This window comes from Pleomorphomonas carboxyditropha (assembly GCF_002770725.1).
In the GTDB taxonomy this organism is placed as follows: domain Bacteria; phylum Pseudomonadota; class Alphaproteobacteria; order Rhizobiales; family Pleomorphomonadaceae; genus Pleomorphomonas; species Pleomorphomonas carboxyditropha.
Genome location: NZ_NQVN01000001.1, coordinates 469,550 through 493,463 on the forward strand (window position 1 = coordinate 469,550; position 23,914 = coordinate 493,463).

Here is a 23,914-nt window from a genome sequence, read left to right on the forward strand (position 1 = left end):
ATCGGTCAAGGCCGCTCAGTTCTGGAGATTGCCGAGCGGGTTGACGTTGCCGACACCCTTGAAGATCTGGCTGATGAGGTTGAGGTCGGCGCCGCCGGTGCGGGTCTTGCGCTCGATGAAATCGAACACCTTGCCGTCCTGCAGGCCATAGTTGGCGATCTGCTTGACCAGGCCGTCGTCGTCGAAATAGACGGCGAGCACGCGCTGGTCGGTGACCGAACGGCCCATGATCGGGTTTTCGTCGATGGTCTGGGAAATATAATAGAAGGCGGTATCGCCGGCCATCACCGAGGTGGTCGACGGCGAGCCGAGCACCAAGAGCACCTGCTCGCGCGACGAGCCGACCGGCACCTGCGCCAGCGCTTCTTCGGAAAGCACATAGCCGTGCTGGATCGGCGGCTTGCTGCAGGCCGATAGAGAGACGACCGTCAGCAGGGCAACTGCCGCACCCTTCAGACCCAACATCATGCCCGACGGGCGTTCACTCCGGCTGAACTTCACATGAGCCTCCCGGCACTTTGATCCTGCCTCAATCGCCGGCGGGCCACCGGCCCTCGGCTTTCGCTCCGCTAGATGCATTTCGAGGCAAACCTCGAAATGCCGCTTCGCGCGGCGCCGCCTGGCGCCGGAAGCCGCTGGTGCGGCTTCGGGTTTATTCCGCCTCGATCGCCGGCGGGCCTCCGGCCCTCGGCTTTCGCTCCGCTGGATGCATTTCGAGGCAAACCTCGAAATGCCGCTTCGCGCGGCGCCGCCTGGCGCCGGAAACCGCTGGCGCGGCTTCAGGTATTATTGCCCTGACTCCGCGCTTGGCAACTTGGTTACCTTGCGCTAGGTCACGAGGCAACGTCAATTCGTGCGGCCGGCGCGGTTTCCTGTCGATCACCGTGCCGGGATCGGTCTTCGAGGAAGGAAACGGCAAAACTATGGTGTTCGGCCTTTTTCGGCAAAAGGCATCCGCCCGCGTCGCGCCGCTCTACGAGGGGTTGATGCGAGCCTCGCGCCAGCCGGCGTTCTATGCCGGGCTCGGAGTTGCCGACAGTGTCGAGGGACGGCTCGAAATGCTGATGCTCCATGTCGGCCTCGCCGTCCACAGGCTGTCGCGGGAGGCCGCCGGGCGCGAGACGGCGCGCCATCTCAGCGAAGTGTTCATCGACGACATGGAGCGGTCGCTGCGCGAGATCGGTTATGACGACAGCGGCCTCAAGCGCCGCCTGAAGAAAGTGGTCGGCGCCTTCTACGGCCGCGCGGAGGCGACGGCGGCGGCGCTCGGCTCCGACCGGCCCGCGGCGCTCGCCGACACGCTCGCCCGCAATATATATGGCGGCGCGGCCGATCCGCGGCATGTCGCCTGCCTCGCCGATTACGTGCGCGGATTCGCGCGGCGCCTCGACGACACGTCCGTCGACGAACTCGTCGCCGGGGCCTTGCCTTCCTTGATGCCGTCTTCCATCCCAGCCGGCGAACCGGCAATTCCGGACCTTGAGCCATGACCGCAAAAGCCGATATCCCTCTTTCCCGCCGCTTCGCCTGGGACCGCGTGCAGCCGCGCGGCACGCCGGTGGCCTTCGAGGCCAGCCCGTCCGAATGCGAGGCGATCGCCGATGCGCTCGGCATTCTGAAGGTGGCCAGCGCCTCGGCCGAGTTCACCATATCGCCGTTTCGCAAGACCGGCTTCAAGGTGACGGGCGAGGTGCGGGCGGAGGTGGAGCAGGCCTGCGTCGTCACCCTCGAGCCGGTGCCCGAGAGCATCCGCGAGGCCGTCGACCTGCGCTTCCTGCCGGAAAGCGAAATCGAGCCGGCCGGCGAGGAAATCGAGGTCGACGTCGACGCCGAGGACCCGCCGGAGCCGATTCTGGGCGCCAGCGTCGATCTCGGCGTGCTGACCACCGAGTTCATCGCCGTCGGCCTCGATCCTTATCCGCGCAAGCCCGGCGTCGAATTCACGCCCTTCATCGAGGATGACGGTGGTGACGACGAAGGGGAATCGCCGTTCGCCGGTCTCGCCGCGCTGAAGGACAAGAGTCCGTGACGACTGCCCCGCGCCGCTGCCCGGAGTGGCCGGCGCGCATTTTGGTATTGTTTCCTGGGGGGGAATGGTTATCTTCCCGCCCGATCAATTTCGGCGGTCGCCGCGCTTCCGAGGATTCATGGCCGAACCCCTTATCATATCCATCGACGTCATGGGCGGCGACTTCGGGCCGTCCGTGACGCTCGCCGGCGCTGACCTCGAGCTGACGCGACGCCCGGATCTCCGTTATGAACTGTTCGGCGACGAGGCGGTGGTGCTGCCCGTGCTGGAGCAGTATCCGAGGGTCAAGGCGGCCTCCCGCTTTCACCACTGCGAAATCACCGTGGCGATGGACGAGAAGCCGTCGAGCGCGCTGCGCCACGGCCGCTGGAAATCGTCGATGTGGCGGGCGATCGAGGCGGTGAAGAAGGGCGAGGCGCATTTCGCCGTTTCCGCCGGCAATACCGGCGCGCTGATGGCCATGTCCAAGTTCTGCCTCAGGACCATGGCCAACATCGAGCGGCCGGCGCTGGCGGCGCTGTGGCCCAACCTGAAGTCGGAATCGATCGTGCTCGACGTCGGCGCGTCGATCGGCGCCGACGCGCAGCAACTGATCGGCTTCGCCGTGATGGGCGCCGCCATGGCCCGCGCGCTGTTTCACACGGAAATCGCCTCGGTGGGGCTGCTCAATGTCGGCGTCGAGGACGTCAAGGGCAACGAGGAAGTGCGGGCGGCCGGCCAGATCCTCAAGGAAACGGCGCTGGCCAATCTCCAGTATGAAGGCTTCGTCGAGGGCGACGACATCGGCCGGGGCCGGGTGGACGTCATCGTCACCGAAGGCTTCGCCGGCAACATCGCCCTCAAGACGGCGGAAGGCACGGCCAAGCAGTTGACGAGCTTCCTGCGCACGGCGCTGGGCCGGACATGGATGACCCGCATCGGCTACGTCCTGGCGCGCGGCGCCTTCCAGGGCCTTCGCGAAAAGATGGATCCGCGCAAGTATAACGGCGGCGTATTCCTCGGGCTCAATGGCATCGTCATCAAGAGCCACGGCGGCACCGATGCCTTCGGCTTCGCGGCTGCGCTCGATCTCGGCTACGACATGGCGCGCAACGGCCTGATGACCAAGATCGAGACCGACCTCGCACATTATTACCGGGAGCAGGCGGCGATGAGTCTCGCCGCCGGCGAGAAAGGAAGCCGAGCGTGATCCGAAGCGTGATTCTGGGCACGGGAAGCTACCTGCCCGCCAAGGTCCTGACCAACGAAGACCTCGCCAGACTGGTCGACACTTCGGATGACTGGATCGTTCAGCGCACGGGCATTCGGGAGCGCCACATCGCCGCCGACGGCGAGATGACCTCCGACCTCGCCACCGCCGCCGCCGCCAACGCGCTGGCCGCCGCCGGCGTCGGCGTCGACGAGATCGATCTGGTGCTGCTGGCCACGGCGACGCCGGACCGCACCTTTCCGTCGTCGGCCGTCGAGGTGCAGCGCAAGCTCGGCGTCAGCCACGGCTTCGCCTTCGACCTGCAGGCGGTTTGCTCGGGCTTCGTCTACGCGCTCACCGTCGCCGACAGCCTGATGCGCACGGGCCTTGCCCGCAAGGCGCTGGTGATCGGCGCCGACACCTTCTCGCGCATCCTCGACTGGAACGACCGCACGACCTGCGTGCTGTTCGGCGACGGGGCCGGCGCGGTGGTGCTCGGAACGGAAGAGGGCGAGGGCACGTCTGACGATCGCGGGCTGCTCGCCGCCAGCCTCAGGGCGGATGGCCGCCACGTCGACAAGCTCTGCACCGACGGCGGCCCGTCGATGACCGGTGCGCCCGGGCATGTGCGCATGCACGGCCAGGAGGTGTTCAAGTTCGCCGTCGGCGGGGTTGGCGACGTCATCAAGTCGGTGTTCGAGGCGACCGGCTTTGACGGTTCCAGCATCGACTGGTTCATTCCTCACCAGGCCAACCGCCGCATTATCGAGGGGTCGGCGAAGAAATTGGGCATCCCGCTTGAAAAGGTGATCATCACCGTCGAGGGACATGCCAATACTTCGGCGGCGACCATTCCGCTCGCGCTCGATTTCGCCGTGCGTTCGAGCAAGGTCAAGCGCGACGACGTGGTGTTGTTCGAGGCGGTCGGCGGCGGCCTTACCTGGGGGGCTGCCATCCTCCGTTGGTAGCATGCCACGGTTTTTTGTTTGTTTGGAAAGACTTGCGCGAAAAACGGATTGACCGCATCCGTATCTGGCACTACGTTCGTCGCCTACATCTTTGGATCTCGACCGTCGGCCAGATCCACGGTCGACTGGAACAACGGGAGCTTGCGATCCATGGGGGGCAAAACTGTAACCCGCGCCGATCTTTGCGAGGCCGTGTACCAGAAGGTCGGCCTGTCGAGGAGCGAATCGGCCGAACTCGTCGAGTCGGTGCTGCGCGAGATCGCCGATTGCCTGGTGACGGGCGAAACCGTGAAGCTCTCCTCCTTCGGCACGTTTTCGGTCCGCTCGAAGACCGAGCGGATCGGCCGCAATCCCAAGACCGGCGAGGAAGTTCCGATTCTTCCCCGGCGCGTGCTGGTGTTCAAGCCCAGCAACGTGCTGAAGACGGAAATCAACGGCGGGGATGCCTCGTCCGTCGAAAACGACGATTGAGCGACGGCCGGCGGCTTGCCGGCCCGCCCGGAATTCCATTGAAATACAACTTATTAGCCGGTGATCTTCGCGTTGATGCGAGATCGGGCTTGGCATCTTTCGCCTGTCGCTTCTATAGTGGAGCGCTTTGCGAATCCGGTCCTTGGGACCGAGCGCGGTATCAGGTCGGGCGGCGGCGTGGAAAAGGCAACGGACGCTTTCAGGACAATCAGCGAGGTTGCGGAGGATCTCGATCTTCCGCAGCATGTGCTGCGCTTCTGGGAGACCAAGTTCAGCCAGATCCGGCCGATGAAGCGTGGCGGCGGCCGCCGCTACTATCGCCCCGACGACGTCGAGCTGCTGCGGGGCATCCAGTATCTCCTTTATGGCGAAGGCTATACCATCAAGGGCGTCCAGCGCATCCTGAAGGAGCAGGGCGCCCGTTTCGTCATGGAGGTGTGGCGCCATCCCGGCGAGCCGATTCCGGCGACGTCGAATGGCGAGCTCGGCGACGAAAACGATTCCGAGACGGTGGAGGCGGCATCCGAAGCGGACGAGCCGGATGCCGAGATCGCTCCGCCGCCGTCGCGCGCCGCGCCGCGCGCCGAGCCCCGGATGGAACCGCCGCCGGCGCATGCGGCCGAGATCGAGGACGAGCCGCTGCCGGCCGGCATCCTGCCGGAGAGCGCCAGCCGCGGCGGCTTCCGCTTCATGGAGCGCTTCCGCGCCACGCCCGAGCACGCGGCGCCGTCCGGCGCGGGCAGCCTGTCGCGCGAGGATATCCGGCGCCTGCAGTCGACGCTGTTCGAGCTCTTGGAATGCAAGCGCCTGCTGGACCAGACGCGTTGACGCTCCCCTCTCGCGGGGAGAGGCGAAATTAGCACTTGTCCCGCCGGATCGAACCGGCTAAATCCCTCCCGTCCGGCGCTTGGCGCCCGGACGATGATGGGACGGGCAGTAGCGCAGCCTGGTTAGCGCACGTGTCTGGGGGACACGGGGTCGGAGGTTCAAATCCTCTCTGCCCGACCATTCTTTCCTCCAAGGTTTTTCCAAGCGATTCCCCGTTGGCGACGCATCGCACGCATGCCGCGTCCGATGTTGCCGCGCCGTCCATGGGGATGATCGTGCTTGCTCATCGCAAGCCGTAGGCGTTCGTACCGATCCGAAACTTTCGCTCGAAATGATACGAAAGAAAAATCGAACCAAAACGAAGATCAATCGAACTTCGTTTGGCGAATGAGATGGGATGCGCATCCGGTTCGCGGAGATGGGAGCATGACGGGCAGTTTCGGAGCGGGGCCTCTTCCGGAAAGCGCCGACGTCGTCGTCATCGGCGGCGGCGTGGTGGGCTGCGCGATCGCGCGTCAGCTTTCGCGTTTCGAGCTGTCGGTGGTGCTGATCGAAAGCGCGCCCGACGTCGCCACCGGCACTTCCAAGGCCAACAGCGGCATCCTGCACGCCGGTTTCGACGCCGAGCCCGGCACCTGGAAGGCACGCCTCAACGTGCGTGGCGCCCAGCTCTACGCCGAGCTTGCCGAGGGCCTCGGCATCCCGCGCAAGGCGACGGGATCGCTGGTGGTGGCCAGGGATGCCGTGCAGATGGAGACCGTGGCGGATCTTCGCCACCGGGGCATCGACAACGGCGTGCCGGGTCTGGAAATCTGGAACCGCGATCAAGTCGTCGCCCATGAGCCGAATATCTCGCCCGATGTGGCCGGCGCGCTGTGGGCGCCGACCGGCGCCATCGTCTGTCCCTTCCTCGCCACCGTCGGCTTTGCCGAGAACGCCGTCCGCAACGGCGCCCGCATCGTCACCGAATGCGCGGTGATCGGCTTCGAGGTGGCCGACAGGCAGATCGTGGCGGTGCGCACGACGCGCGGCCGCGTCGCCGCCCGCTTCGTGGTCAACGCCGCCGGCCTGCATTCGGCCGACGTGGCGCGGCTTGCCGGCGACGACAGCTTCACCATCAGGCCGCGCCGCGGCGAATATATCCTGTTCGACCGCAGCGTCGGCCAACTGGTCAACACGGTGCTGTTCCCGACGCCCGACAAGCTGTCGAAGGGCATCCTGGTGTCGCCCACCGTGCACGGCAACGTGTTCATCGGCCCCGATGCCGTCGACATCGACGATCCCGAGGACAGGGAAACGACGGCCGGCGGCCTTGCCGGCATCATCGCCGGCGCCCGCCGCATCGTGCCGGCGCTGCCGCTCGGCACGGCGATCACCGAGTTCGCCGGCCTGCGCGCCGCCGCCGGCAAGGACTTCGTCATCGGCCCGTCGCCGGCCGCCCGCGGTCTCGTCCATGCCGCCGGCATCCAGTCGCCGGGCCTCACCTCGGCGCCGGCCATCGGCGAGGCGATCGTCGAGATGCTGCAGGACGTCGGCTTGCGGCTCAGGCCGAAGGCGAGCTTCGTGCCGGTCAATCGGCAAAAGCCGCGCTTCCATGATCTCGACCGCCAGGTCCAGGCGCGGCTGATCGCCGGCGATCGGCTCTACGGCCGGGTCATCTGCCGGTGCGAGACCATCACCGAGGCGGAGATCGTCGCGGCCATCCAGTCGCCCTGCGGCGCCCGCACCGTCGACGGCGTCAAGCGGCGGGTGCGGGCCGGTGCCGGCCGCTGCCAGGGCGGCTTCTGTGGGCCGCGCGTCACGGCGATCCTCGCCCGCGAGCTCGGCATTCCCGTCACCGCCGTCCGCAAGGATTCGGCGAACTCCTGGCTGTTCCTGTCGCGCGCCGACCTCGAAGCGGGGGAGGGCGTCCATGCGTGAGTTTTCCTACGACGTGGTGACCATCGGCGGCGGTCCGGCCGGCATGGCGGCGGCGCTGGCCGCCCGGGAGGCGGGCGCGGAGCGTGTGCTGATCCTCGAACGCGACCGCGAGCTCGGCGGCATCCTGCAGCAGTGCATCCACAACGGTTTCGGCCTCAGGCGCTTCGAGGAGGAGCTGACCGGGCCGGGTTACGCCCACCGCTACGTCGACATGATCGGGGCGACGGATATCGACGTCTGGCTCGACACCACGGTGCTCGCCGCCGAGCCGGGCGGCGTCGTCACCTCGGTCAGTCCGCATGCCGGCCTTCAGGTGGTCAGGGCGAAGTCGGTGGTCTACGCCATGGGCTGTCGCGAGCGGACGCGCGGCGCCATCCGCACGCCGGGCAGCCGGCCGGCCGGGGTGTTCACCGCCGGCGCCGCCCAGCGCATGGTCAACATGGAGGGCTACCTGCCTGGCCGCGAGGTGGTGATCGTCGGCTCGGGCGACATCGGCCTGATCATGGCGCGCCGCATGACCTTCGAAGGCGCCAGGGTGAAGGCGGTGTTCGAGATCATGCCCTATTCCAACGGGCTGACGCGCAACATCGTCCAATGCCTCGAGGACTTCGGCATTCCGCTCTATCTCGGTCATTCGGTGACGGCGATCCACGGCAAGGACCGGGTAACCGGCATTACCGTGTCGCAGGTGAACGACCGGCTGGAGGTGATCGACGGCACGGCCTTCGATGTCGCCTGCGACTGCGTGCTACTCTCCGTCGGCCTCATTCCCGAGAACGAGCTCGGCCGGGCGGCCGGCGTCGTCCTCGATCCGATCACCAGCGGCGCGCGGGTCGACCAGTTCCGCCGGACCTCGATCCCCGGCTTCTTCGCCGCCGGCAACGTGCTGCATGTCCACGATCTCGTCGACTGGGTGTCGGAGGAGGCGGCGATCGCCGGCCGCTCGGCGGCGCGGCATGCCCGCGGCGAACTCGCCGCTTCCGGTCGGGAGCGGCCGGTCACCGCCGGCGAAGGGCTGCGCACCGTCGTGCCGCAACGGCTCTCCGACTTCGAGCCGGGCAAGATGAGCGTCCGCTTCTATTTCCGGGCGGCCAGGCCGATGGGGGCGTCGCTGCTGCAATTGTGGGCCGACGGCGCGCTCGCCTTCGAGCGCAAGCTCAGGGTGGTCAAGCCGAGCGAGATGATCGTCGCCGACATTCCCGTCCGCAAGATCGGCGATGCCGCGGCGCTGGACTTCCGCGTGGTGCCGGCACCCGACAGGATCGAGGCGGACGACGAGATCGAGGAGGAGGCATGATGGCGCGCGTGGTCCATGCCATCCAGTGCATCGGCTGCCCGATCGGCTGCGGCGGCGAGGTGGCCGTCGAGGACGGTGTGGTCGCCGCAATGACCGGCTTCACCTGCAACAAGGGGCTCGCCTACGCCGCCGAGGAGGTGGTGGCGCCCAAGCGCATGGTGACGACGACGGTGCGGGTGTCCGGCGGCGGCTTGCCGCTGCTGCCGGTGGTCTCGGCGACGCCGGTGCCGAAGGAGCGCATCTTCGACTGTCTGCGCCTGCTGCGCGGCGTCGCCGTCGAGGCGCCGGTGGCGGAGGGCGCGATCATCGTCGCCGACGCGCTGGGTCTCGGCGTCGACTTCCGCGCCACCCGCGACATCTCCCTGGCTCAATAGGCGTTTTCCTGGTTGAGGATGCGCACCGGCGTCAGCATGAGTATGTAGAGGTCGAACAGCACCGACCAGTTCTCGATGTAATAGAGGTCGTGCTCGACGCGCGCCTGGATCTTGTCAGGCGTGTCGACCTCGCCGCGCCAGCCGTTGATCTGCGCCCAGCCGGTGACGCCGGGCTTGACCTTGTGGCGGGCGAAATAGCCATCCACCACCTCTTCCCAGAGCTTTTGCTCGGTATGGGCGTTGACGGCGTGCGGCCGCGGGCCGACCAGCGACAGGTCGCCCTTCAGCACGTTGATGAGCTGCGGCAGCTCGTCGATCGACGTCCTGCGGATGAAGCGGCCGACCGGCGTCACGCGCGGATCGCCGCGCGTCACCACCTTCTCCGCCCTGATGTCCGTCTGGTCGGCGTACATCGAGCGGAACTTCATCACCGAGATCACCTCGTTGTTGAAGCCGTAGCGCGGCTGGCGGAACAGGATCGGCCCCTTGGAGGTCGTCCTGACGGCGATGGCCGCGCCGAGCATCACCGGCGACAACGCCACGATGGCGAGGGCGGCGAAGACCACGTCGAAGATCCGCTTCGACACCTGCGACCAGCCGGTGATCGGCCGGTCGAACAGGTCGAGGAACGGCACGTGGCCGATATAGGAATAGGAGCGCGGCCGCAGGCGCAACTTGCTCGAATGGGCGGACAGGCGGATGTCGACCGGCAGCACCCAGAGCTTCTTCAATAGTTGCAGGATGCGCACCTCGGCGGTCGGCGGCAGCGCGACGATGACCAGGTCGACGGCGGCGAGGCGGGCGAACTCCACGAGATCGGAGGTATTGCCGAGCTTGGGGAAGCCGCGCTGGTTCTCCGGGCTGCGATCGTCGTTGCGGTCGTCGAAGATGCCGAGGATGGCCAGCTCGTTGCCGCCGGTCTCCTCCAGCGCGGTGATCAGCGATTCGGCCATGGCGCCGCCGCCGAGAATGACGGCCCGCTTCTGCAGGCGGCCGGCCCGGGTGAGCCGGCGCGTCATCAGCGCCGTGGCGGCGGAGGAAAGGCCGAGCGTCATGACGCCCGCCACGTACCAGGCCGGGAACCACAGGCGGGCGACATCGGGCAGGCCGTCGCCGATGATGAGCAGCACCGAGACGAAGCCGAACACGCTCGACCAGGCGATCAGCAGCTTGGCGAAGCGCCGGGAGTGCCGGCGCAGCAGCGACAGGTCGTTGGCGCCGAGCAGTTGGGCGACCAGCAGCGTCAGGAAGGCGGCGCCGATGGGGACGGCCGCCGTCAGGCCGGCGAGCGACACCGAGAACAGCGGCAGCAGGCCGACACCGACGAGCGACAGGCAGAACCACTCGAAGGCGGCGGCGAGGCCGCTCACCAGCGAGGGGGCGATGGAGGCGTCGCCGTAGTTCCGGGCGACGGCCGCCGCCGCCGTCTTGAGGTGGGGAACAGGCCCGGAGGCCGGCTCGGTGACGCTCATGGCAATCCATCCCGAAGATCGAGGCGAAGGATGCCGCCATGATGGGCGGAAAGTCCTGAAGTGAAGTAAAATATCGGGAGGTCCGGCAGCTTATTCTTGCGCGGCCGTCGGCGCCGGGGGAGAGGAGCCTGAGCGCGAGGAGCGCAGGGTTACAACTGAACGGCTGTCCGGGTGGAGCGTCCGAGTTGCACGGCGCTGGTCAAACGGAGCGCCTTCACGTCGCGCATGGGGGGAGCCCCGAACAGGCGGCGATATTCGCGATTGAACTGGGTTGCGCTTTCATAGCCGACACGCAGGGATGCATTGCCGGCATCGAGCTCCTCGCTGAGCATGAGGCGGCGCGCTTCATGCAGGCGCAGATGCTTTTGAAACTGCAACGGGCTCATCGCCGTCAGAAGACGAAAATGATGGTGGAGCGTCGACACGCCCATCCCGGATGCTTCCGCCAATTCCTCGATGCGCAGCGGACGCGCGTAGTTGTCGCGCAGCCAGTTGATGGCGCACGCGATGCGATTGCCCTGCGTTCCGAGGCGCACGATCTGCCGCAGGCGGGCGCCTGCCGGGCTTGTCAGCACCCGGTAGAGAAACTCGCGCTGGATGAGGTCGCCCAGAATCGGAATATCCTTGGGCGTATCGAGAAGCTCGATCAGGCGGGTCAAGGCACCGAACAAGGCGGCCGTCGCCGGTCCGGTCGCCATGCCGGTTCCTTCGGCGGCGGCATCGCGTTCCGCGAGATCCACGTCGGCGATCATCTGCTTTGCCGCGACGAGATCGAGCGTCAGCAGGATGGAGATATAGGGCTCCTCCGGGGTCGCCGCGAGGACCTGGGTGATCGTGGGCAGGTTGACCGCCGTCAGCAGGAAACGGGATTCGTCGTAGAGATAGGTCGCGTCGCCGAGGACGACGCGCTTGCTCCCCTGGACGATCATCGAGAGGCTCGGCTCGTAGAGATACGAGCCGGGCGCGGACACGGACGTCCGGCGATTGAGGGTCAATCCGGGGATCGATGTAACCAGATCATCGTGATCGTCGAGCAATCGGGCAATCATCCTTGCCAGCTCGCTCCGTAGAGGGGCGGTCTGAGCGCGCCGGTGGTCATCCTCTTCATTCGGCTGGAAAAGCATTTTTCGATATTTCCCGTTCGTCTTCACCATACCGAATGAACAGGTCGGGCTCTCCAGAATTCTCGCGGCCTCAGACGATCAGGCAAAAACTCGGCAGGATCGAGCTAACGGCCGTTCTCCGCCGACGATACAAACCGAAGCATATCAGGACCGGTCGTCCATTTCGCGCCCATGCAGGAAAGAGGCCCCCATGTTTGAGAAACTCGACAGGACCGTCGCGCTTGTCACAGGCGCATCCAGCGGCATCGGCCGGGCTTCGGCGCTTCGGCTTGCCAAGGCCGGCGCGTCCGTTGGGCTCGTCGCCCGTCGCGCCGGCAGGCTGGAGGCGCTTGCAACCGAAATCCGCGAAGCCGGCGGAGCCGCGCTGGCCATCGCCGCGGACATCACCTCGGCGCAGGAGGCTGCCGGTGTGGTCGCCCGCACCGTATCCGAACTCGGCGGGCTGGATACGCTGGTCAATGCGGCGGGTCTCATGCTCAACGGCCCGTCCATCGAAAGCCCGCTCGACGAATGGGATCGCATGGTCGCCATCAACCTGTGCGGCCTGATGTATGTGACCAAGGCTGCTCTGCCGCATCTCGTCGAAGCCGCGGCCGGCAGCCCCCGCAGGGTGGCCGACGTCGTCAATATCTCGTCGGTCGCCGGCCGCTTCGCGGCATCGCAGGTCGCGATCTACAGCGCGACCAAGTTTGCCGTCACGGCGGCCACCGAAGCCTGGCGCCAGGAATTCGCCAAGCGCTCGGTGCGCTTCTCGGTGATCGAGCCGGGCGCGACCGCCACCGAACTGTTCGAGCAGAAGGCCGGGCAATGGGAAGGCTTCACCAGCATGTTCGGCGAGGTCGAGCAGATGCATCCGGAAGACATCGCCGAAGCCGTGGCCTTCATCGTCACAAATCCCCGCCGTGTCGCCATCAACGAGATCGTCGTTCGTCCGACGGACCAGGCGTGATGCGGTGCCGGGGATAAGACAGGGATATCATGATCATGAGTATTGATGGAAAGGTCGCGCTGATCACCGGCGCATCGAGCGGCATCGGCGCCGCCACCGCTCTCAAGCTGGCCGCCGCCGGCGTGAAGGTCACCATCGCGGCGCGCCGGGCCGATCGGCTGGAGGCGCTGAAGACCGAAATCGTCGAAAAGGGCGGTGAAGCGCTGGCGCTCGAAATGGACGTGACCGACATGGCGTCGGTCGAGCACGGCGTGAAGAGGCTGATCGAGACTTACGGCTCGATCGACATTCTCTTCAACAATGCCGGCATCATGCCCGTTTCCGAGATCGATCAGTTCAAGACCGGCGAATGGAATGCGATGGTCGACATCAACATCAAGGGCGTGCTGAACACGACGGCGGCCGTTCTGCCGCAGATGATCGAGCAGCATTCGGGCCACGTCTTCAACACGTCGTCGATCGCCGGCCGCAAGGTGTTCGGTCCGGGCTTCGCCGTCTACTCCGCCACCAAATTCGCGGTTACCGCCTTCAGCGAAGGGCTGCGCATGGAGGTCGGCAGGAAACACAACATCCGCGTCACCTGCATCCAGCCCGGCGGGGTTACGACGGAACTGCCGGAGCAGACGACGGACCCGGACAAGAGACGGCAGCTCGACGCCTACCGCAGCCAGGTCAGGTTCCTCGACTCCTCCGACATCGCCGACGCCGTCGTCTTTGCCGCGCAGGCGCCAGCCCATGTCAATGTTGCCGAACTCTTCATCCTGCCGATCGAGCAGGCGTGAACGGGACCGGAAACGGGAAAGACCACGACCGTCTGTTCACGCGGCGCCATCATCTAGGCGATGAGGCTCCCGCGTTCCGGGAGAGGTTTCTTGCGCTGCCAGCCGCAGGCTTCCCCGTCCGCAGCGGCCTTCTGGAAGCGCGATCTGTAGAGGCGCGGCGCTTCGCCGACCACGCGCTTGAAGGCATTGCTGAAGGCGCTCTCCGAGCCGTAGCCCAGCGAGTGCGCCACTTCGGCAATCGGCGTGTCCTCGTCGCGCAGGATCTTGGCGGCGAGATGCATGCGCCACTGGGCGACATAGGCCATCGGCGTCGTGCCGGAAACGGCCTTGAACGTATCGATGAACGCCGTGCGCGACATCGCGGCGGCGGTGGCCAGCGTATTGAGGTCGAACTGCCGCGACGGGTCGGCATGGACGAGGCTGAGGGCAGGGGCGAGGCGCTCGTCGGAAACCGCCCGCAGCAAGCCCGGCGGCGGCAAGGTGCTCGACAGGAGATGGGCTCGCATGATTTCGATGAACAGAAGCTGGCTCAGTTGCCCCATGGCCAGTGTCGTTCCCGGCTGGCCGGACCGACGCTCCTCCACGAGGCGGGCCAGCAACCAGCTCGATACCGACGCATGGGGAGACCCGGCGGGAACATGCACGAACCGGGGATATATGCCGCCCATGAAGCCGGCAGCCTCCGGATCGAGCACGATGTGCCCGCCGAGGAGGGAAAACGCGCTGCCATCGCCGAGGCGGGCATGACCATTCGATACCCCCGCGAAGGCCGCATGCGCGTCCGCCGCCTCGAGCGCCGGGTCGGAACATAGTGTGAAGGCGGTCTGGGTGATCAGGAAGACGTCGCCCTCGCCAAGGCGCAGCGGTGTCGTGTCGTCGATCAGCAGCCAGCATTCGCCCCTGGTGATGGCGAAGAACTTCAGCCGGTCCGGCGGCTGGAACCGCAAGGCCCACTCTCCACCGGCATCGATCCCACCCGAGACGATGGGACGCACGTTGGCAAAGTTCAGAACCTCGGACAGCGGATCGATGGTCATTTTCGTACTTTCACGCATGAAAAGCGCACTTTCAAGCATCAACAATCGGCGGCTTCCGAGCTAACGTCTCCTTCATGGGCTTGCGACCGCATCGGCTCGCCAGCCGGTGCCTGCCTCGCATTTTGCCTTCTTCCCCTGGTCGGCGCGTCATCATGTCCCTACCGGACCGGCCGGCGGGAACTACCCCGGGAGTTTGATATGCCACTCGATCATTATGTGACGCTTGGCCGCTCTGGCCTGCGAGTCAGCCCGATGTGTCTCGGCGCAATGACCTTCGGGGAGGATCTGGGCTGGGGGTCCAGCGTCGAGGAGTCCCAGCGCATCATGGACCGCTTCGTCGAGCTGGGCGGCAATTTCATCGACACGGCCAATTTCTACACCAAGAGCCATTCCGAGAAGATCATCGGCGATCATATCGGCCGCAACAAGTCCCGCCGCGACCGCCTGGTGCTGGCCACCAAATTCAGCGGCAATCTCTATCCCGGAGATCCCAACGGCGGCGGTTCGGGGCGCAAGGCGATTGTTTCCGCTTGCGACAATTCGCTGCGTCGTCTGCAGACCGACTATATCGACCTTTACTGGCTGCATAACTGGGACGTTCACACGCCGATCGAGGAAACCATGGCCGCGCTGCAGGACCTCGTCGCCGCCGGCAAGGTTCGCTATATCGGCATATCCGACACCCCCGCCTGGAAGGTGGCGCAGGCCAATATGCTCGCCATGTTCCGCGGATGGTCGGCCTTCATAGGGCTGCAGATCGAATACTCGCTGATCGAGCGATCCGTCGAACAGGAACTGGTGCCGATGGCGCTCGAATTCGGGCTCGGCATCACGCCGTGGTCGCCGCTCAAGGGCGGTCTTCTGAGCGGCAAGTACACGCGGCACAACCGCGACAGCGTCAAGCCGGATCGCAGTAGCTTCGTGGAAGGCCATTTTTCCGAGAAGACCTACTCGATCATCGATGCGCTGGAAGCCATTTCAAAGGAGCATGAAACCACGCCGACCCGTGTCGCCCTGGCCTGGCTCGCCGGCAAGCCGGGCGTCTCCTCGATCATCATCGGCGCCCGCCGTATCGAGCAGCTCGAGGACAATCTCGCGGCGGCCAGCCTGACGCTTCCCCCGGAAGCCATCGAGAAGCTCGAAACACTGACCAAGCCGGCATTCACCTTTCCCCAGAGCATGCAGCCCTGGTTCCCGGGCATCCATAATGGCGGAACCTGGGTCAACGGCCTTTTCTCCGAGCCGGCGCCGTTCGGTATCGGTCGTGGCGAGCAGCCATACTGAACGAAATTGCCGCCCGGGCGAGGCACGACACGCAAGGAATACCCATGCAAATCTCCCAGCACCCCGTCGGCTCGGGGTTCAATGCCGCCTCGACCACCGGGGATGTGCTCGACGGCATCGACCTGAGCGGCAGGACGGCCGTTGTGACCGGCGGATATTCCGGGCTCGGTTTGGAAACGGTGCGATCGCTCGCGGCCGCCGGAGCGCGGGTCGTCGTTCCGGCGCGGGACGTCGAACGAGCGAGACGGGCGATGGCGGCGGTGGATGCCGAGGTCTGGCCGATGGATCTCCTCAGCCCGGCAAGCATCGATGCCTTCGCCGAGCGGTTTCTCGCACGGGCTTCGTCTCTCGATCTGCTGGTCAACAATGCCGGCATCATGGCGCTGCCCGCATTGACGCTCGACGAGCGGGGCTATGAATATCAGTTCGCCACCAATCATCTCGGCCATTTCCAGCTCACCCTTGGCCTGCTGCCGGCTCTCCGGCGGGCGGGCGATGCGCGGGTGGTGTCGCTGACGTCCCTGGGGCACCGCTATTCCCCCGTCCACTTCGAGGACGTCAATTTCGCGCATCGCCAATACGGGCCCTGGCTCGCATATGGCCAATCGAAAACCGCCAATATCCTGTTCACCGTCGGTCTCGATGCCCGCGAGCGGTCCGGTGGCGTCAGCGCCTTCGCCGTCCACCCCGGATCGATCGCCGGAACCGGGCTTGAAAAGCATATTCCCACGCAGATGCTGATCGATGCCGGCGTTCTCGACAGCCAGGGCCGGCCGATCGTCGATCCATCCCGCAACCTGAAGACCGTGGCTCAGGGCGCGGCCACCACGGTGTGGTGCGCGACCAGTCCCCGGCTTGCCGGGCTCGGCGGCGTCTACTGCGAAAACTGCGATATCGCGCCGATATCGACGTTTCAGCCGGGTTCCACGACGATGGAGGATGCAATGCGCATAAGCGGCGTCATGCCCTATGCCGTCGATGCCGCCTCGGCCGACCGTCTATGGGCGCTGAGTGAAGAGATGATCGAGGAAAGATGATTGGGCATCAGGCCGATAAGCGAACGTCCCACCTAGAGTATTTCCGGCGAAACAGGTTCGCCGGAAATACTCCATCTCTTTGATTAGACGCAATTTCGGACGCAAAACCGGTTCCCGCTTTTGCTGAAATTGCTCTAAAACAACCGTTGCGCCACCTTCAATACGTCGCCCGGCCGGATCAGGGCGTTCGGCGGCAACGTGCCCTCGTAGGCTTTGCCGTTCAGCCGGCGCGATACCTCGATGCGATGCTCGTCGGCGCGCGAGGTGAAGCCGCCGGCGATGGCGACGGCCGTCTCGACGGTCATGGCGTTGACGTAGGTGTATTGGCCGGGGTTGCGCACCTCGCCCATGATGAAGAACGGGCGGTAGGTGTCGACCTCGACGGTGACGTCGGGATTGTTGAGGTAGCCCTTCTTGAGGCCACGGGTGAGGGCGCCGGCCACTTCCTGCGTGGTCAGGCCGCGCGCGGCGACGTTGCCGACGAGCGGATAGGCGATGTAGCCCGCCTGATCGACGGAAAAGGTGCCGGACAGCGCCGCCTGCTCGAAGACGGTGACGCGCAGCTTGTCGCCGCTGTCGAGGCGGTAGGGGCCGTCGAGCTTGTCCGGCACGGGAGGGGGAGGGCCTGCCGGCTGCCGTCGGGGCAGGGTCGTGCAGGCGCCGAGGCCGAGCAGAGCCAGACCGAGAAAGGCGCGTCGCCGCATGCGAAAGTCCCCACGAAATCAGCGCGAATACGGTCAACGACCCTAGTCCGGCATGGTTAAGGAAAGGAAAACGCTGCTTAACAAGTCTTTATGAAATCTTGCCGCGGCCGGCGGAGTGTCCATGCCGGTAACAATTTCGGGATGTTTAACGGGCTGGTTACCATAGCCGCCCATGCTTTTCGCATGGAAAGGCAAGCTCGGCCCATGAACGTGTTCGGCGCAGCCCCTGTCGACGAGGCGGGGGAAGGCGTGCGTTCGGCCGGTTTCCGGCTTGCCTTGCGCCGGGCGGCCCTGCTGGTCGCGCTCGCCGCCTCGGCCGCGGCGGCGACTCAGGGCGTTCTGTCGGCGCTGCCGTCCGGCGCCGAAGTGCGGGCCAGCCTTGCCATCGACCGCAAGGGTGTTGCCGAGAGCGTGGTCGACACCGCCTTTCTCGATGCGCAGGCCAAGCTGATCGCCTCGCGCGACACGCTGCGCCGGGCGGCGACCGAGCTCGGCGTCACCGATGCCGCTGCGTTTTCCAAGCCGCCGCTGCAGGCGCGCGTGCTGGCGGCGCTGGGCCTGGGGGGCGCCAGCAAGTTGACGTCGCCGGAAGAGCGGCTGACCGATGCGCTGGCGGCGCGATTCTCGGCGGCTCCCTCGGGACGCGGCCGGGCGATCGACGTGCGCTTCTCGGCCGACAATGCCGATTTCGCCATTCGCTTCGTCGACCGCGTCGTCGCCGACTATCTCGTGCTGCAGGGCACGGACGGCGGCGTCGGCGCGCGGCTGGTGTCGGGCGCGGCGCCGGTGGAACAGGTGGCGGGCTTCACGCCCTCGGCGGGCGCCGCGCTGGCCGGACTGTCGGTGCTTGCCCTCGGCGGGGTCGCGGCGGCCGCCGGCCGCTGGCGCCGCCGCGAGATGGCCGAGCCGCCCGAAGAGGCGCCGCTCGCCGTCGGCGCCCTCGAACCCTGCGATCCGATCCCAGCCGACGACGAGGCGCCGCCGCCGGCCGAGAGCGTCGACTGGCTGCCGGTCGCCGCTCCCGTTCCGCCCGTCGCCCTTCCCGGCGTCGACCTCGCCGGCCGCCGGCGGGTGGCGGTGGCGTGCTTCGGCGAGGGCGACGAGAACCGTCGGCTCGTCGACGAGCTCGCCCGCGACGGCGGGTTCAGCGGCGCCCGCATCGTCGTCGTCGATGCGAGCCGCCGCGCCAGCGACCAGCCGGGCCTTGCCGAGCTTCTGGCGGGAGAAGCGGATTTCGCCGACGTCATCCAGCGCAATGCCGCCTCGCGCGCCCACGAGATCGGCGCCGGCCGCCGGCCGCTGGCGGCGCTCGCCGACGATACGGAAGCGGCGGCGATGCTGCTCGAAGCGCTGGAGCAGACCTACGATCTCGTGCTGATCGACCTCGGCCGGCTGCGCGCCGATCCGGCTTTCACGCTGTTCGCCCGGCTTGCCGGGCAATTGATGCTGACCGGCGACGCCGATCCCGGCGCCGTCGACACGCTGCTCGCCGCCCTCGGGCGCAAAGGCGTCACCGGCATCGTGCGCGTGGCCACGACGGCCGGCGACATCGCGGCCTAAATCCGATTCTCGACGCGGCGGTCCGGCTTGGCCATCCAGGCGATCAGCAGGCCGGCCGGCGGCACCCAGAGCAGCCCGGCCGCCACGTAGTAGACGAGCTGCCACCAGAAATTGACGCCGGGCAGCACCGCCACGGCGACCACCATGGCGATGAGGGCGTAGACCGGCACGGTGATCACCAGGATGACGGTGCCGATCAGCTTCCTGAGACTTGAGGACACGCGCGCCTCCGCCGTTCCAGTGGAGCGGATTTGACTCAATCGATGCGGGCGAGCGCCTGCTCGAGGTCGGCGATGATGTCGGCGACGTCCTCGATGCCGATCGAAAGCCGGACCACGTCCGGCCCGGCGCCGGCCGCCACCTTCTGGATATCGGTGAGCTGCTTGTGGGTGGTCGAGGCGGGATGGATGACCAGCGACCGGGTGTCGCCGACGTTGGCGAGATGGGAGAACAGCTCCACGCTCTTCACCAGCGTCACGCCGGCTTCGTAGCCGCCCTTCAGGCCGAAGGTGAAGACGGCGCCGGCGCCCTTGGGCGCGTATTTCTGCTGCAGGCCGTGGTAGCGGTCGCCCGGCAGGCCGGCGTAGGACACCCAGGCCACCTTGGGATGGTCGGACAGGAATTCGGCCACCGCCTTGGCGTTGTCGGTGTGGCGCTGCATGCGCAGCGGCAGCGTTTCGATGCCCGTCAGGATCTGGAAGGCGTTGAAGGGCGAGATGCAGGGGCCGAGGTCGCGCAGGCCGAGCGCCCGGCAGGCGACGGCGAAGGCGAAGTTGCCGAAGTTCCGATGGAAGACAAGCCCGTTGTATTCGGGCCGCGGCTCGCACAGCATCGGGTAGCGGTTCTCGCGCGACCAGTCGAAGTTGCCGGCGTCGACGATGATGCCGCCGAGCGAATTGCCGTGTCCGGCCAGGAACTTGGTCAGCGAGTGGACGACGATGTCGGCGCCGTGCTCGATCGGCCGGCAGAGATAGGGGGTGGCCAGCGTGTTGTCGACGATCAGCGGCACGCCGGCCCGCTTGGCCACGTGGGCGACGGCGGCGATGTCGGTGATGATGCCGCCGGGGTTGGCGATCGATTCGACGAAGATCGCCTTGGTGCGCGGCGTCACCGCCTTCTCGAAAGACGAGGGATCGGCCGGATCGGCCCAGACGACGGTCCAGCCGAAGTTCTTGAAGGCGTTGGCGAACTGGTTGATCGAGCCGCCGTAGAGCTTCTTGGAGGCGATGAACTCGTCGCCGGGCTGCAGCAGCGTGTGGAAAACGATCAGCTGCGCCGCGTGGCCGGAGGATACCGCGAGCGCCGCGACGCCGCCTTCGAGGGCGGCGACGCGCTCCTCCAGCACGCCTTGCGTCGGGTTGGTGAGGCGGCCGTAGATGTTGCCGAAGGCTTCGAGGCCGAACAGCTTGGCCGCCTGGTCGACATCCTCGAAAACGTAGGACGCGGTCTGGTAGATGGGGGTGATGCGGGCGCCGGTGGTGGGGTCCGGAGCGGCGCCGGCATGGACGGCAAGCGTCGAGAATCCGGGGGTCTGTTCGGTCATCTGTCTCTCCCTCATCGCCACCGGTGCCCTGCCCGATCACGAGCCCTTCGGATCGGCGGATGCCTTGGCCGGCGTTTGGGCCGACACCCTAATCCTTCGACCGGCGGCGAGACAAGGGCGGCGTCAGCCCCTTTGTCGGCGCTCCGTCAACCGGCCGGCGGCCAGCGCCGCCGCGGCGAGGAGCGCGCAGAGGAGGGCGCCGATCAGCGAGGGATGCGGCCGGCCGATCATCGCGGCGAGGAAGGCGAGCGGCGGCACGTCGCTTCTGAGGCGCGCCTCTCCGCTCCGGACGGCGGCCGGGTCGCCCAGCCAGAAGCGTTCGAGAAAATAGAGGCGGGCTTCGCCGATCGGCTGGCCGTCAAACTCCACGCCGAGCAGATGCCGCCGGCCGTCCGGTCCGTCGCCAAAGGCGCAGCGCAGCCGGCCCGACCGGCTGCCGGCGATGTCGGTCGCCCGGTAGCCGATCTCGAACACGCCGGGCAGGCTGTCGGAACGCCTGAGGCTGCCGACGACGAGCTCGCCGCTTTCCTCGAGGGCGGGCAGGACGGTCAGGCAAGCGCGGGCATCGCGATAGCCTTCCGTCAGCCACCAGCCCTCGGCGGCCAAGATCGCGGCGATGGCCGCGGCGACCGCGATCTTGAGGAAACGGGCCGGCCGCACGTCAGCCCTTCAGCTTGCGGGCGACGTCGCGGGCGAAATAGGTGAGGATACCGTCGGCGCCGGCCCGCTTGAAGGCGATCAGGCTCTCCATCATCGCCCGCTCGCCGTCCAGCCAGCCGTTGCGGGTCGCCGCCATGATCATCGCGTATTCGCCGCTGACCTGATAGGCGAAGGTCGGCACCTGGAACTCGTCCTTCAGGCGCCTGAGGATGTCGAGGTAGGGGAGCCCCGGCTTGACCATGATCATGTCGGCGCCCTCGGCAAGGTCGAGCTCGGCCTCCTGGACCGCCTCGTCGGAATTGCCGGGATCCATCTGGTAGGTGCGCTTGTCGCCGCGCAACGTCTTGCTGGTGCCGATGGCGTCGCGGAACGGGCCGTAGAAGGCGGAGGCGTATTTGGCCGAATAGGCCATGATCTGCACGTGCTCGAAGCCGGCGTCGTCGAGCGCCGCGCGGATGGCGCCGACGCGGCCGTCCATCATGTCGGACGGGCCGATGATGTCGGCGCCGGCCCGCGCCTGGTTGAGAGCCTGCTCGCAGAGCACGGCCACCGTCTCGTCGTTGAGGATGACGTCGCCCTCGAGAAGCCCGTCGTGGCCGTGGCTGGTATAGGGGTCGAGCGCCACGTCGGTCATCAGGCCGATGCCGGGAACGGCGGTCTTGATGGCCCGCAGCGCCCGGCAGACGAGATTGTCCGGCGACAGCGCCTCGCTGCCGTTCTCGTCGCGTCTTGCCGGGTCGGTGTAGGGAAACAGGGCGATGGCGGGAATGCCGAGGGCGGCCGCCTCGGCGGCGTCGCGCACCGCCTCGTCGACCGACAGGCGCTCGACGCCGGGCATGGAGGCGATCGGCGTGCGCACGCCGACGCCGTCGATGACGAAGATCGGCCAGATGAGGTCGTCGACCGACAGGCGGGTTTCGCGCACGAGGCGGCGCGACCAGTCGGTCTGGCGCAGGCGGCGCATGCGGCGGCCATTGAGAATGTCGCGCATGTCGGGCGCGGCGGCGCCTTTGGAGAAGGGGATGTTCGCGGTCATGATCGGGAGTCCTGCCAGCGGAAAGCGGTGCCGCTTTAGCACGGCTCCGCCGCCGGCTCTATACGCGGGTCATGATTTGATCGATACTCCGGCGCAAATTTGAGGCAGCCGGACGGACTGAAAGGAAGATCGGATGGGTGGCAACGGCGACACGCGGCAGTCCGGGGAACTCGATACCGGCCTCCGGAGCAGGTTCGACGCCCGCCTGACGCTGGTGATCTACGTGCGCTTCCTGTCGGCGGTGTTCCTCGTGGCCGGTCTTTTGCGCTGGGCGACCATTCTCGGCTTCGGGGTTCCCAGCGGCAATTTCCTCACCCTGTCGTCGCCGGTCATCGTGGCGACGCTGTTTTTCGCCGTCGCCGATCTCGTCGCGGCGGTCGGCCTCTGGCTGCTCGCCTCGTGGGGCACCGTGGTGTGGATGATCAGCGCGTTGACCGAGACGGCGCTCTACAGCGCCTACAATCCGCAGTTCGGCCGCAACTATCCGCTGATGATCTTTCACATCGGCACCGTGGCGCTCTACGCCGTGCTGTCGGCTTACTACGAGCGGACGCGCGATCGTCTGTGAGGGTCAACAAAGAGTTATTACGTAAAATTTGCCAATTCGTCTCAACCGGCTTTCCCGGCCGGAGTCGGATCGATGAAAACTAGGTCGAATTTTGCGGGTTCTCGCTGAAATTCATGGGAGCGTTGGTCTTTTCGGGGCGTAAAGCCCTGCTTTACCAAAGCGAAGACTCGGGTGGGTTTGGAATCGCGTTAAACTAATATTCAGCTTGCCCCTTAAGCCGATTTTCAAAGCTCTCGGCTACTGTCGTGATCAAGGCGGACAAAGAGCCGCATCCAAAAAGTACGACAGAGAGGCTTTCCACCATGGCCAACGCCAAGCGCGCCTATGATCTTTACGCTACCGAGCCCGAAGAAGAGCAGGGCCTTCAACCGCTCTATCTCGAGGCCCTCCGCCTCGTCGAGCGCCTGCATCGCCGCCTGCTCGACGTCATCAAGGACGAATTCGACCGTTCGGGCCGCACCGACGTCAACGCCGTTCAGGCGCTGCTGCTGTTCAACATCGGCGACAGCGAGCTGACGGCCGGCGAGCTCCGGACGCGCGGCTACTACCTGGGTTCCAATGTTTCCTACAATCTCAAGAAGCTGGTTGAGATGGGATACATTCATCACCAGCGTTCGCGCATGGACCGCCGGTCGGTGCGCGTCAAGCTGACGGACAAGGGCCAGGCGATCGCCGACATCGTCGGCAAGCTCTACAACCGGCACATCATCTCGATCGAGACGGTCGGCGGCATCAACCGCGACGACTTCAAGGTGCTCAACAAGTCGCTGCAGCGGCTGGAGCGCTTCTGGACCGACCAGATCCTCTATCGGCTGTAAGAGCGCTTCCCGAAGCGTTCGCTTATCCAGGCTGCGGCCGCCGTGCGCCAACGGCGGCCGTTCCGCTTTCGGCGGCCGGGGCTTCTCCAGAACGGGCGTCGGAGGGGAGCGACCTGAAAGATGATGCGTTCAATGTTTTGTGAATAGTCGTCAATCCACTGTCAAATATGACAGGGACAGTTCGAAGAAGACAATATCCGTAGAAGATGCCCGTCAGGGTGAACGCCGATACATGTCTTTTCTGGTCCATTAACTATTTTTTAA

General features: G+C 66.3%; 25 protein-coding genes and 1 tRNA gene. 17 read left to right on the top strand and 9 right to left on the bottom strand.

The genetic code is table 11. The features are described 5' to 3' along the window. Positions 1-15: 15 nt before the first annotated feature. Positions 16-501, bottom strand: a complete 486-nt coding sequence (locus CJ014_RS02195; RefSeq protein ID WP_245427001.1) for an outer membrane protein assembly factor BamE — start codon at positions 499-501, stop codon at positions 16-18. Between the two features lie 17 nt (positions 502-518). Between CJ014_RS02195 and CJ014_RS27470 the strand changes: the two genes are divergently transcribed. The 10 genes from CJ014_RS27470 to CJ014_RS02245 all read left to right on the top strand — a co-directional run bounded on the left by CJ014_RS27470 (position 519) and on the right by CJ014_RS02245 (position 9,076). Continuing rightward, a complete protein-coding gene (locus CJ014_RS27470; RefSeq protein ID WP_133121795.1) occupies positions 519-1,490 on the top strand; it encodes a ubiquinol-cytochrome C chaperone family protein in 972 nt (323 codons plus the stop codon). Beyond that, a complete protein-coding gene (locus CJ014_RS02205) occupies positions 1,487-2,029 on the top strand; it encodes a YceD family protein (RefSeq protein WP_100078872.1) in 543 nt (180 codons plus the stop codon). Before CJ014_RS27470 ends, CJ014_RS02205 begins: the two co-directional genes overlap by 4 nt. A gap of 118 nt (positions 2,030-2,147) precedes the next feature. Beyond that, positions 2,148-3,218, top strand: coding sequence for a phosphate acyltransferase PlsX (plsX, locus tag CJ014_RS02210; protein ID WP_100078873.1), 1,071 nt, complete (start codon positions 2,148-2,150; stop codon positions 3,216-3,218). Beyond that, positions 3,215-4,186 carry a beta-ketoacyl-ACP synthase III gene (locus tag CJ014_RS02215; protein WP_100078874.1) on the top strand — a complete coding sequence of 324 codons (972 nt, stop codon included), beginning with the start codon at positions 3,215-3,217 and terminating at the stop codon, positions 4,184-4,186. Before plsX ends, CJ014_RS02215 begins: the two co-directional genes overlap by 4 nt. A gap of 150 nt (positions 4,187-4,336) precedes the next feature. After that, complete coding sequence (locus CJ014_RS02220; RefSeq protein WP_100078875.1) at positions 4,337-4,657, top strand: integration host factor subunit alpha; 321 nt, start codon at positions 4,337-4,339, stop codon at positions 4,655-4,657. Positions 4,658-4,834: 177 nt separating this feature from the next. Then, the gene (locus CJ014_RS02225; RefSeq protein WP_100079317.1) at positions 4,835-5,485 is read left to right on the top strand and encodes a MerR family transcriptional regulator; all 651 of its coding nucleotides are present in this window, start codon (positions 4,835-4,837) and stop codon (positions 5,483-5,485) included. 102 nt (positions 5,486-5,587) lie between these two features. Continuing rightward, positions 5,588-5,665 (top strand) — tRNA-Pro (locus tag CJ014_RS02230). A gap of 246 nt (positions 5,666-5,911) precedes the next feature. Beyond that, positions 5,912-7,405, top strand: a complete 1,494-nt coding sequence (locus tag CJ014_RS02235) for an NAD(P)/FAD-dependent oxidoreductase (protein WP_100078876.1) — start codon at positions 5,912-5,914, stop codon at positions 7,403-7,405. After that, positions 7,398-8,702: an NAD(P)/FAD-dependent oxidoreductase gene (locus CJ014_RS02240; protein ID WP_100078877.1), complete on the top strand. Its 1,305-nt coding sequence runs from the start codon at positions 7,398-7,400 to the stop codon at positions 8,700-8,702. The genes CJ014_RS02235 and CJ014_RS02240 overlap by 8 nt, the downstream gene beginning before the upstream one ends. Next, entirely contained in the window at positions 8,699-9,076 is a 378-nt protein-coding gene (locus tag CJ014_RS02245) for a DUF1667 domain-containing protein (protein WP_207765645.1), read from the top strand. Before CJ014_RS02240 ends, CJ014_RS02245 begins: the two co-directional genes overlap by 4 nt. Here the strand turns inward: CJ014_RS02245 and CJ014_RS02250 are convergent. Next, on the bottom strand, positions 9,070-10,548 hold the full coding sequence (locus CJ014_RS02250) for an undecaprenyl-phosphate glucose phosphotransferase (protein WP_100078879.1): 1,479 nt from the start codon (positions 10,546-10,548) through the stop codon (positions 9,070-9,072). The genes CJ014_RS02245 and CJ014_RS02250 overlap by 7 nt on opposite strands. Before the next feature lie 149 nt (positions 10,549-10,697). After that, the gene (locus CJ014_RS02255) at positions 10,698-11,585 is read right to left on the bottom strand and encodes an AraC family transcriptional regulator (RefSeq protein WP_342588507.1); all 888 of its coding nucleotides are present in this window, start codon (positions 11,583-11,585) and stop codon (positions 10,698-10,700) included. Positions 11,586-11,862: 277 nt separating this feature from the next. Here CJ014_RS02255 and CJ014_RS02260 point away from each other — a divergent pair, with 277 nt between their 5' ends. Together CJ014_RS02260 and CJ014_RS02265 are read left to right on the top strand one after the other, a co-directional pair. After that, a complete protein-coding gene (locus tag CJ014_RS02260) occupies positions 11,863-12,621 on the top strand; it encodes an SDR family NAD(P)-dependent oxidoreductase (RefSeq protein WP_100078881.1) in 759 nt (252 codons plus the stop codon). A gap of 35 nt (positions 12,622-12,656) precedes the next feature. Continuing rightward, positions 12,657-13,403 carry an SDR family oxidoreductase gene (locus CJ014_RS02265; protein WP_165790714.1) on the top strand — a complete coding sequence of 249 codons (747 nt, stop codon included), beginning with the start codon at positions 12,657-12,659 and terminating at the stop codon, positions 13,401-13,403. A 53-nt stretch (positions 13,404-13,456) separates the two neighbouring features. Here CJ014_RS02265 and CJ014_RS02270 read toward each other — a convergent pair whose 3' ends face one another. Then, positions 13,457-14,440 carry an AraC family transcriptional regulator gene (locus CJ014_RS02270; RefSeq protein WP_245427004.1) on the bottom strand — a complete coding sequence of 328 codons (984 nt, stop codon included), beginning with the start codon at positions 14,438-14,440 and terminating at the stop codon, positions 13,457-13,459. Positions 14,441-14,692: 252 nt separating this feature from the next. On the opposite strand from CJ014_RS02270, the gene CJ014_RS02275 reads away from it, so the two are divergent. Then, on the top strand, positions 14,693-15,724 hold the full coding sequence (locus tag CJ014_RS02275; RefSeq protein ID WP_207765646.1) for an aldo/keto reductase: 1,032 nt from the start codon (positions 14,693-14,695) through the stop codon (positions 15,722-15,724). 44 nt (positions 15,725-15,768) lie between these two features. After that, the gene (locus CJ014_RS02280) at positions 15,769-16,761 is read left to right on the top strand and encodes an SDR family NAD(P)-dependent oxidoreductase (protein ID WP_100078884.1); all 993 of its coding nucleotides are present in this window, start codon (positions 15,769-15,771) and stop codon (positions 16,759-16,761) included. A gap of 134 nt (positions 16,762-16,895) precedes the next feature. On the opposite strand, the gene CJ014_RS02285 is transcribed toward CJ014_RS02280, so the two are convergent. Further along, entirely contained in the window at positions 16,896-17,465 is a 570-nt protein-coding gene (locus CJ014_RS02285; RefSeq protein WP_100078885.1) for a polysaccharide biosynthesis/export family protein, read from the bottom strand. 204 nt (positions 17,466-17,669) lie between these two features. On the opposite strand from CJ014_RS02285, the gene CJ014_RS02290 reads away from it, so the two are divergent. Further along, entirely contained in the window at positions 17,670-19,025 is a 1,356-nt protein-coding gene (locus CJ014_RS02290) for a P-loop NTPase family protein (RefSeq protein WP_100078886.1), read from the top strand. Here CJ014_RS02290 and CJ014_RS02295 read toward each other — a convergent pair. From CJ014_RS02295 to hemB, 4 genes are all read right to left on the bottom strand, one after another. Continuing rightward, positions 19,022-19,246 (bottom strand): DUF2842 domain-containing protein, encoded by a 225-nt coding sequence (locus CJ014_RS02295; RefSeq protein WP_100078887.1) that lies wholly within the window; start codon positions 19,244-19,246, stop codon positions 19,022-19,024. The two genes, CJ014_RS02290 and CJ014_RS02295, sit on opposite strands and share 4 nt — an antisense overlap. A 35-nt stretch (positions 19,247-19,281) precedes the next feature. After that, a complete protein-coding gene (locus CJ014_RS02300) occupies positions 19,282-20,568 on the bottom strand; it encodes an O-acetylhomoserine aminocarboxypropyltransferase (RefSeq protein WP_100078888.1) in 1,287 nt (428 codons plus the stop codon). A gap of 123 nt (positions 20,569-20,691) precedes the next feature. Then, positions 20,692-21,228, bottom strand: a complete 537-nt coding sequence (locus tag CJ014_RS02305; RefSeq protein WP_100078889.1) for a hypothetical protein — start codon at positions 21,226-21,228, stop codon at positions 20,692-20,694. A gap of 1 nt (position 21,229) precedes the next feature. Continuing rightward, positions 21,230-22,219 (bottom strand): porphobilinogen synthase, encoded by a 990-nt coding sequence (gene hemB, locus CJ014_RS02310; RefSeq protein WP_100079319.1) that lies wholly within the window; start codon positions 22,217-22,219, stop codon positions 21,230-21,232. Between the two features lie 178 nt (positions 22,220-22,397). Here hemB and CJ014_RS02315 point away from each other — a divergent pair, with 178 nt between their 5' ends. Both CJ014_RS02315 and ldtR read left to right on the top strand, forming a co-directional pair. Then, a complete protein-coding gene (locus CJ014_RS02315) occupies positions 22,398-22,832 on the top strand; it encodes a DUF6163 family protein (RefSeq protein ID WP_100078890.1) in 435 nt (144 codons plus the stop codon). A 302-nt stretch (positions 22,833-23,134) separates the two neighbouring features. Further along, positions 23,135-23,650, top strand: a complete 516-nt coding sequence (ldtR, locus tag CJ014_RS02320) for a transcriptional regulator LdtR (protein ID WP_100078891.1) — start codon at positions 23,135-23,137, stop codon at positions 23,648-23,650. Positions 23,651-23,914: the final 264 nt, after the last annotated feature.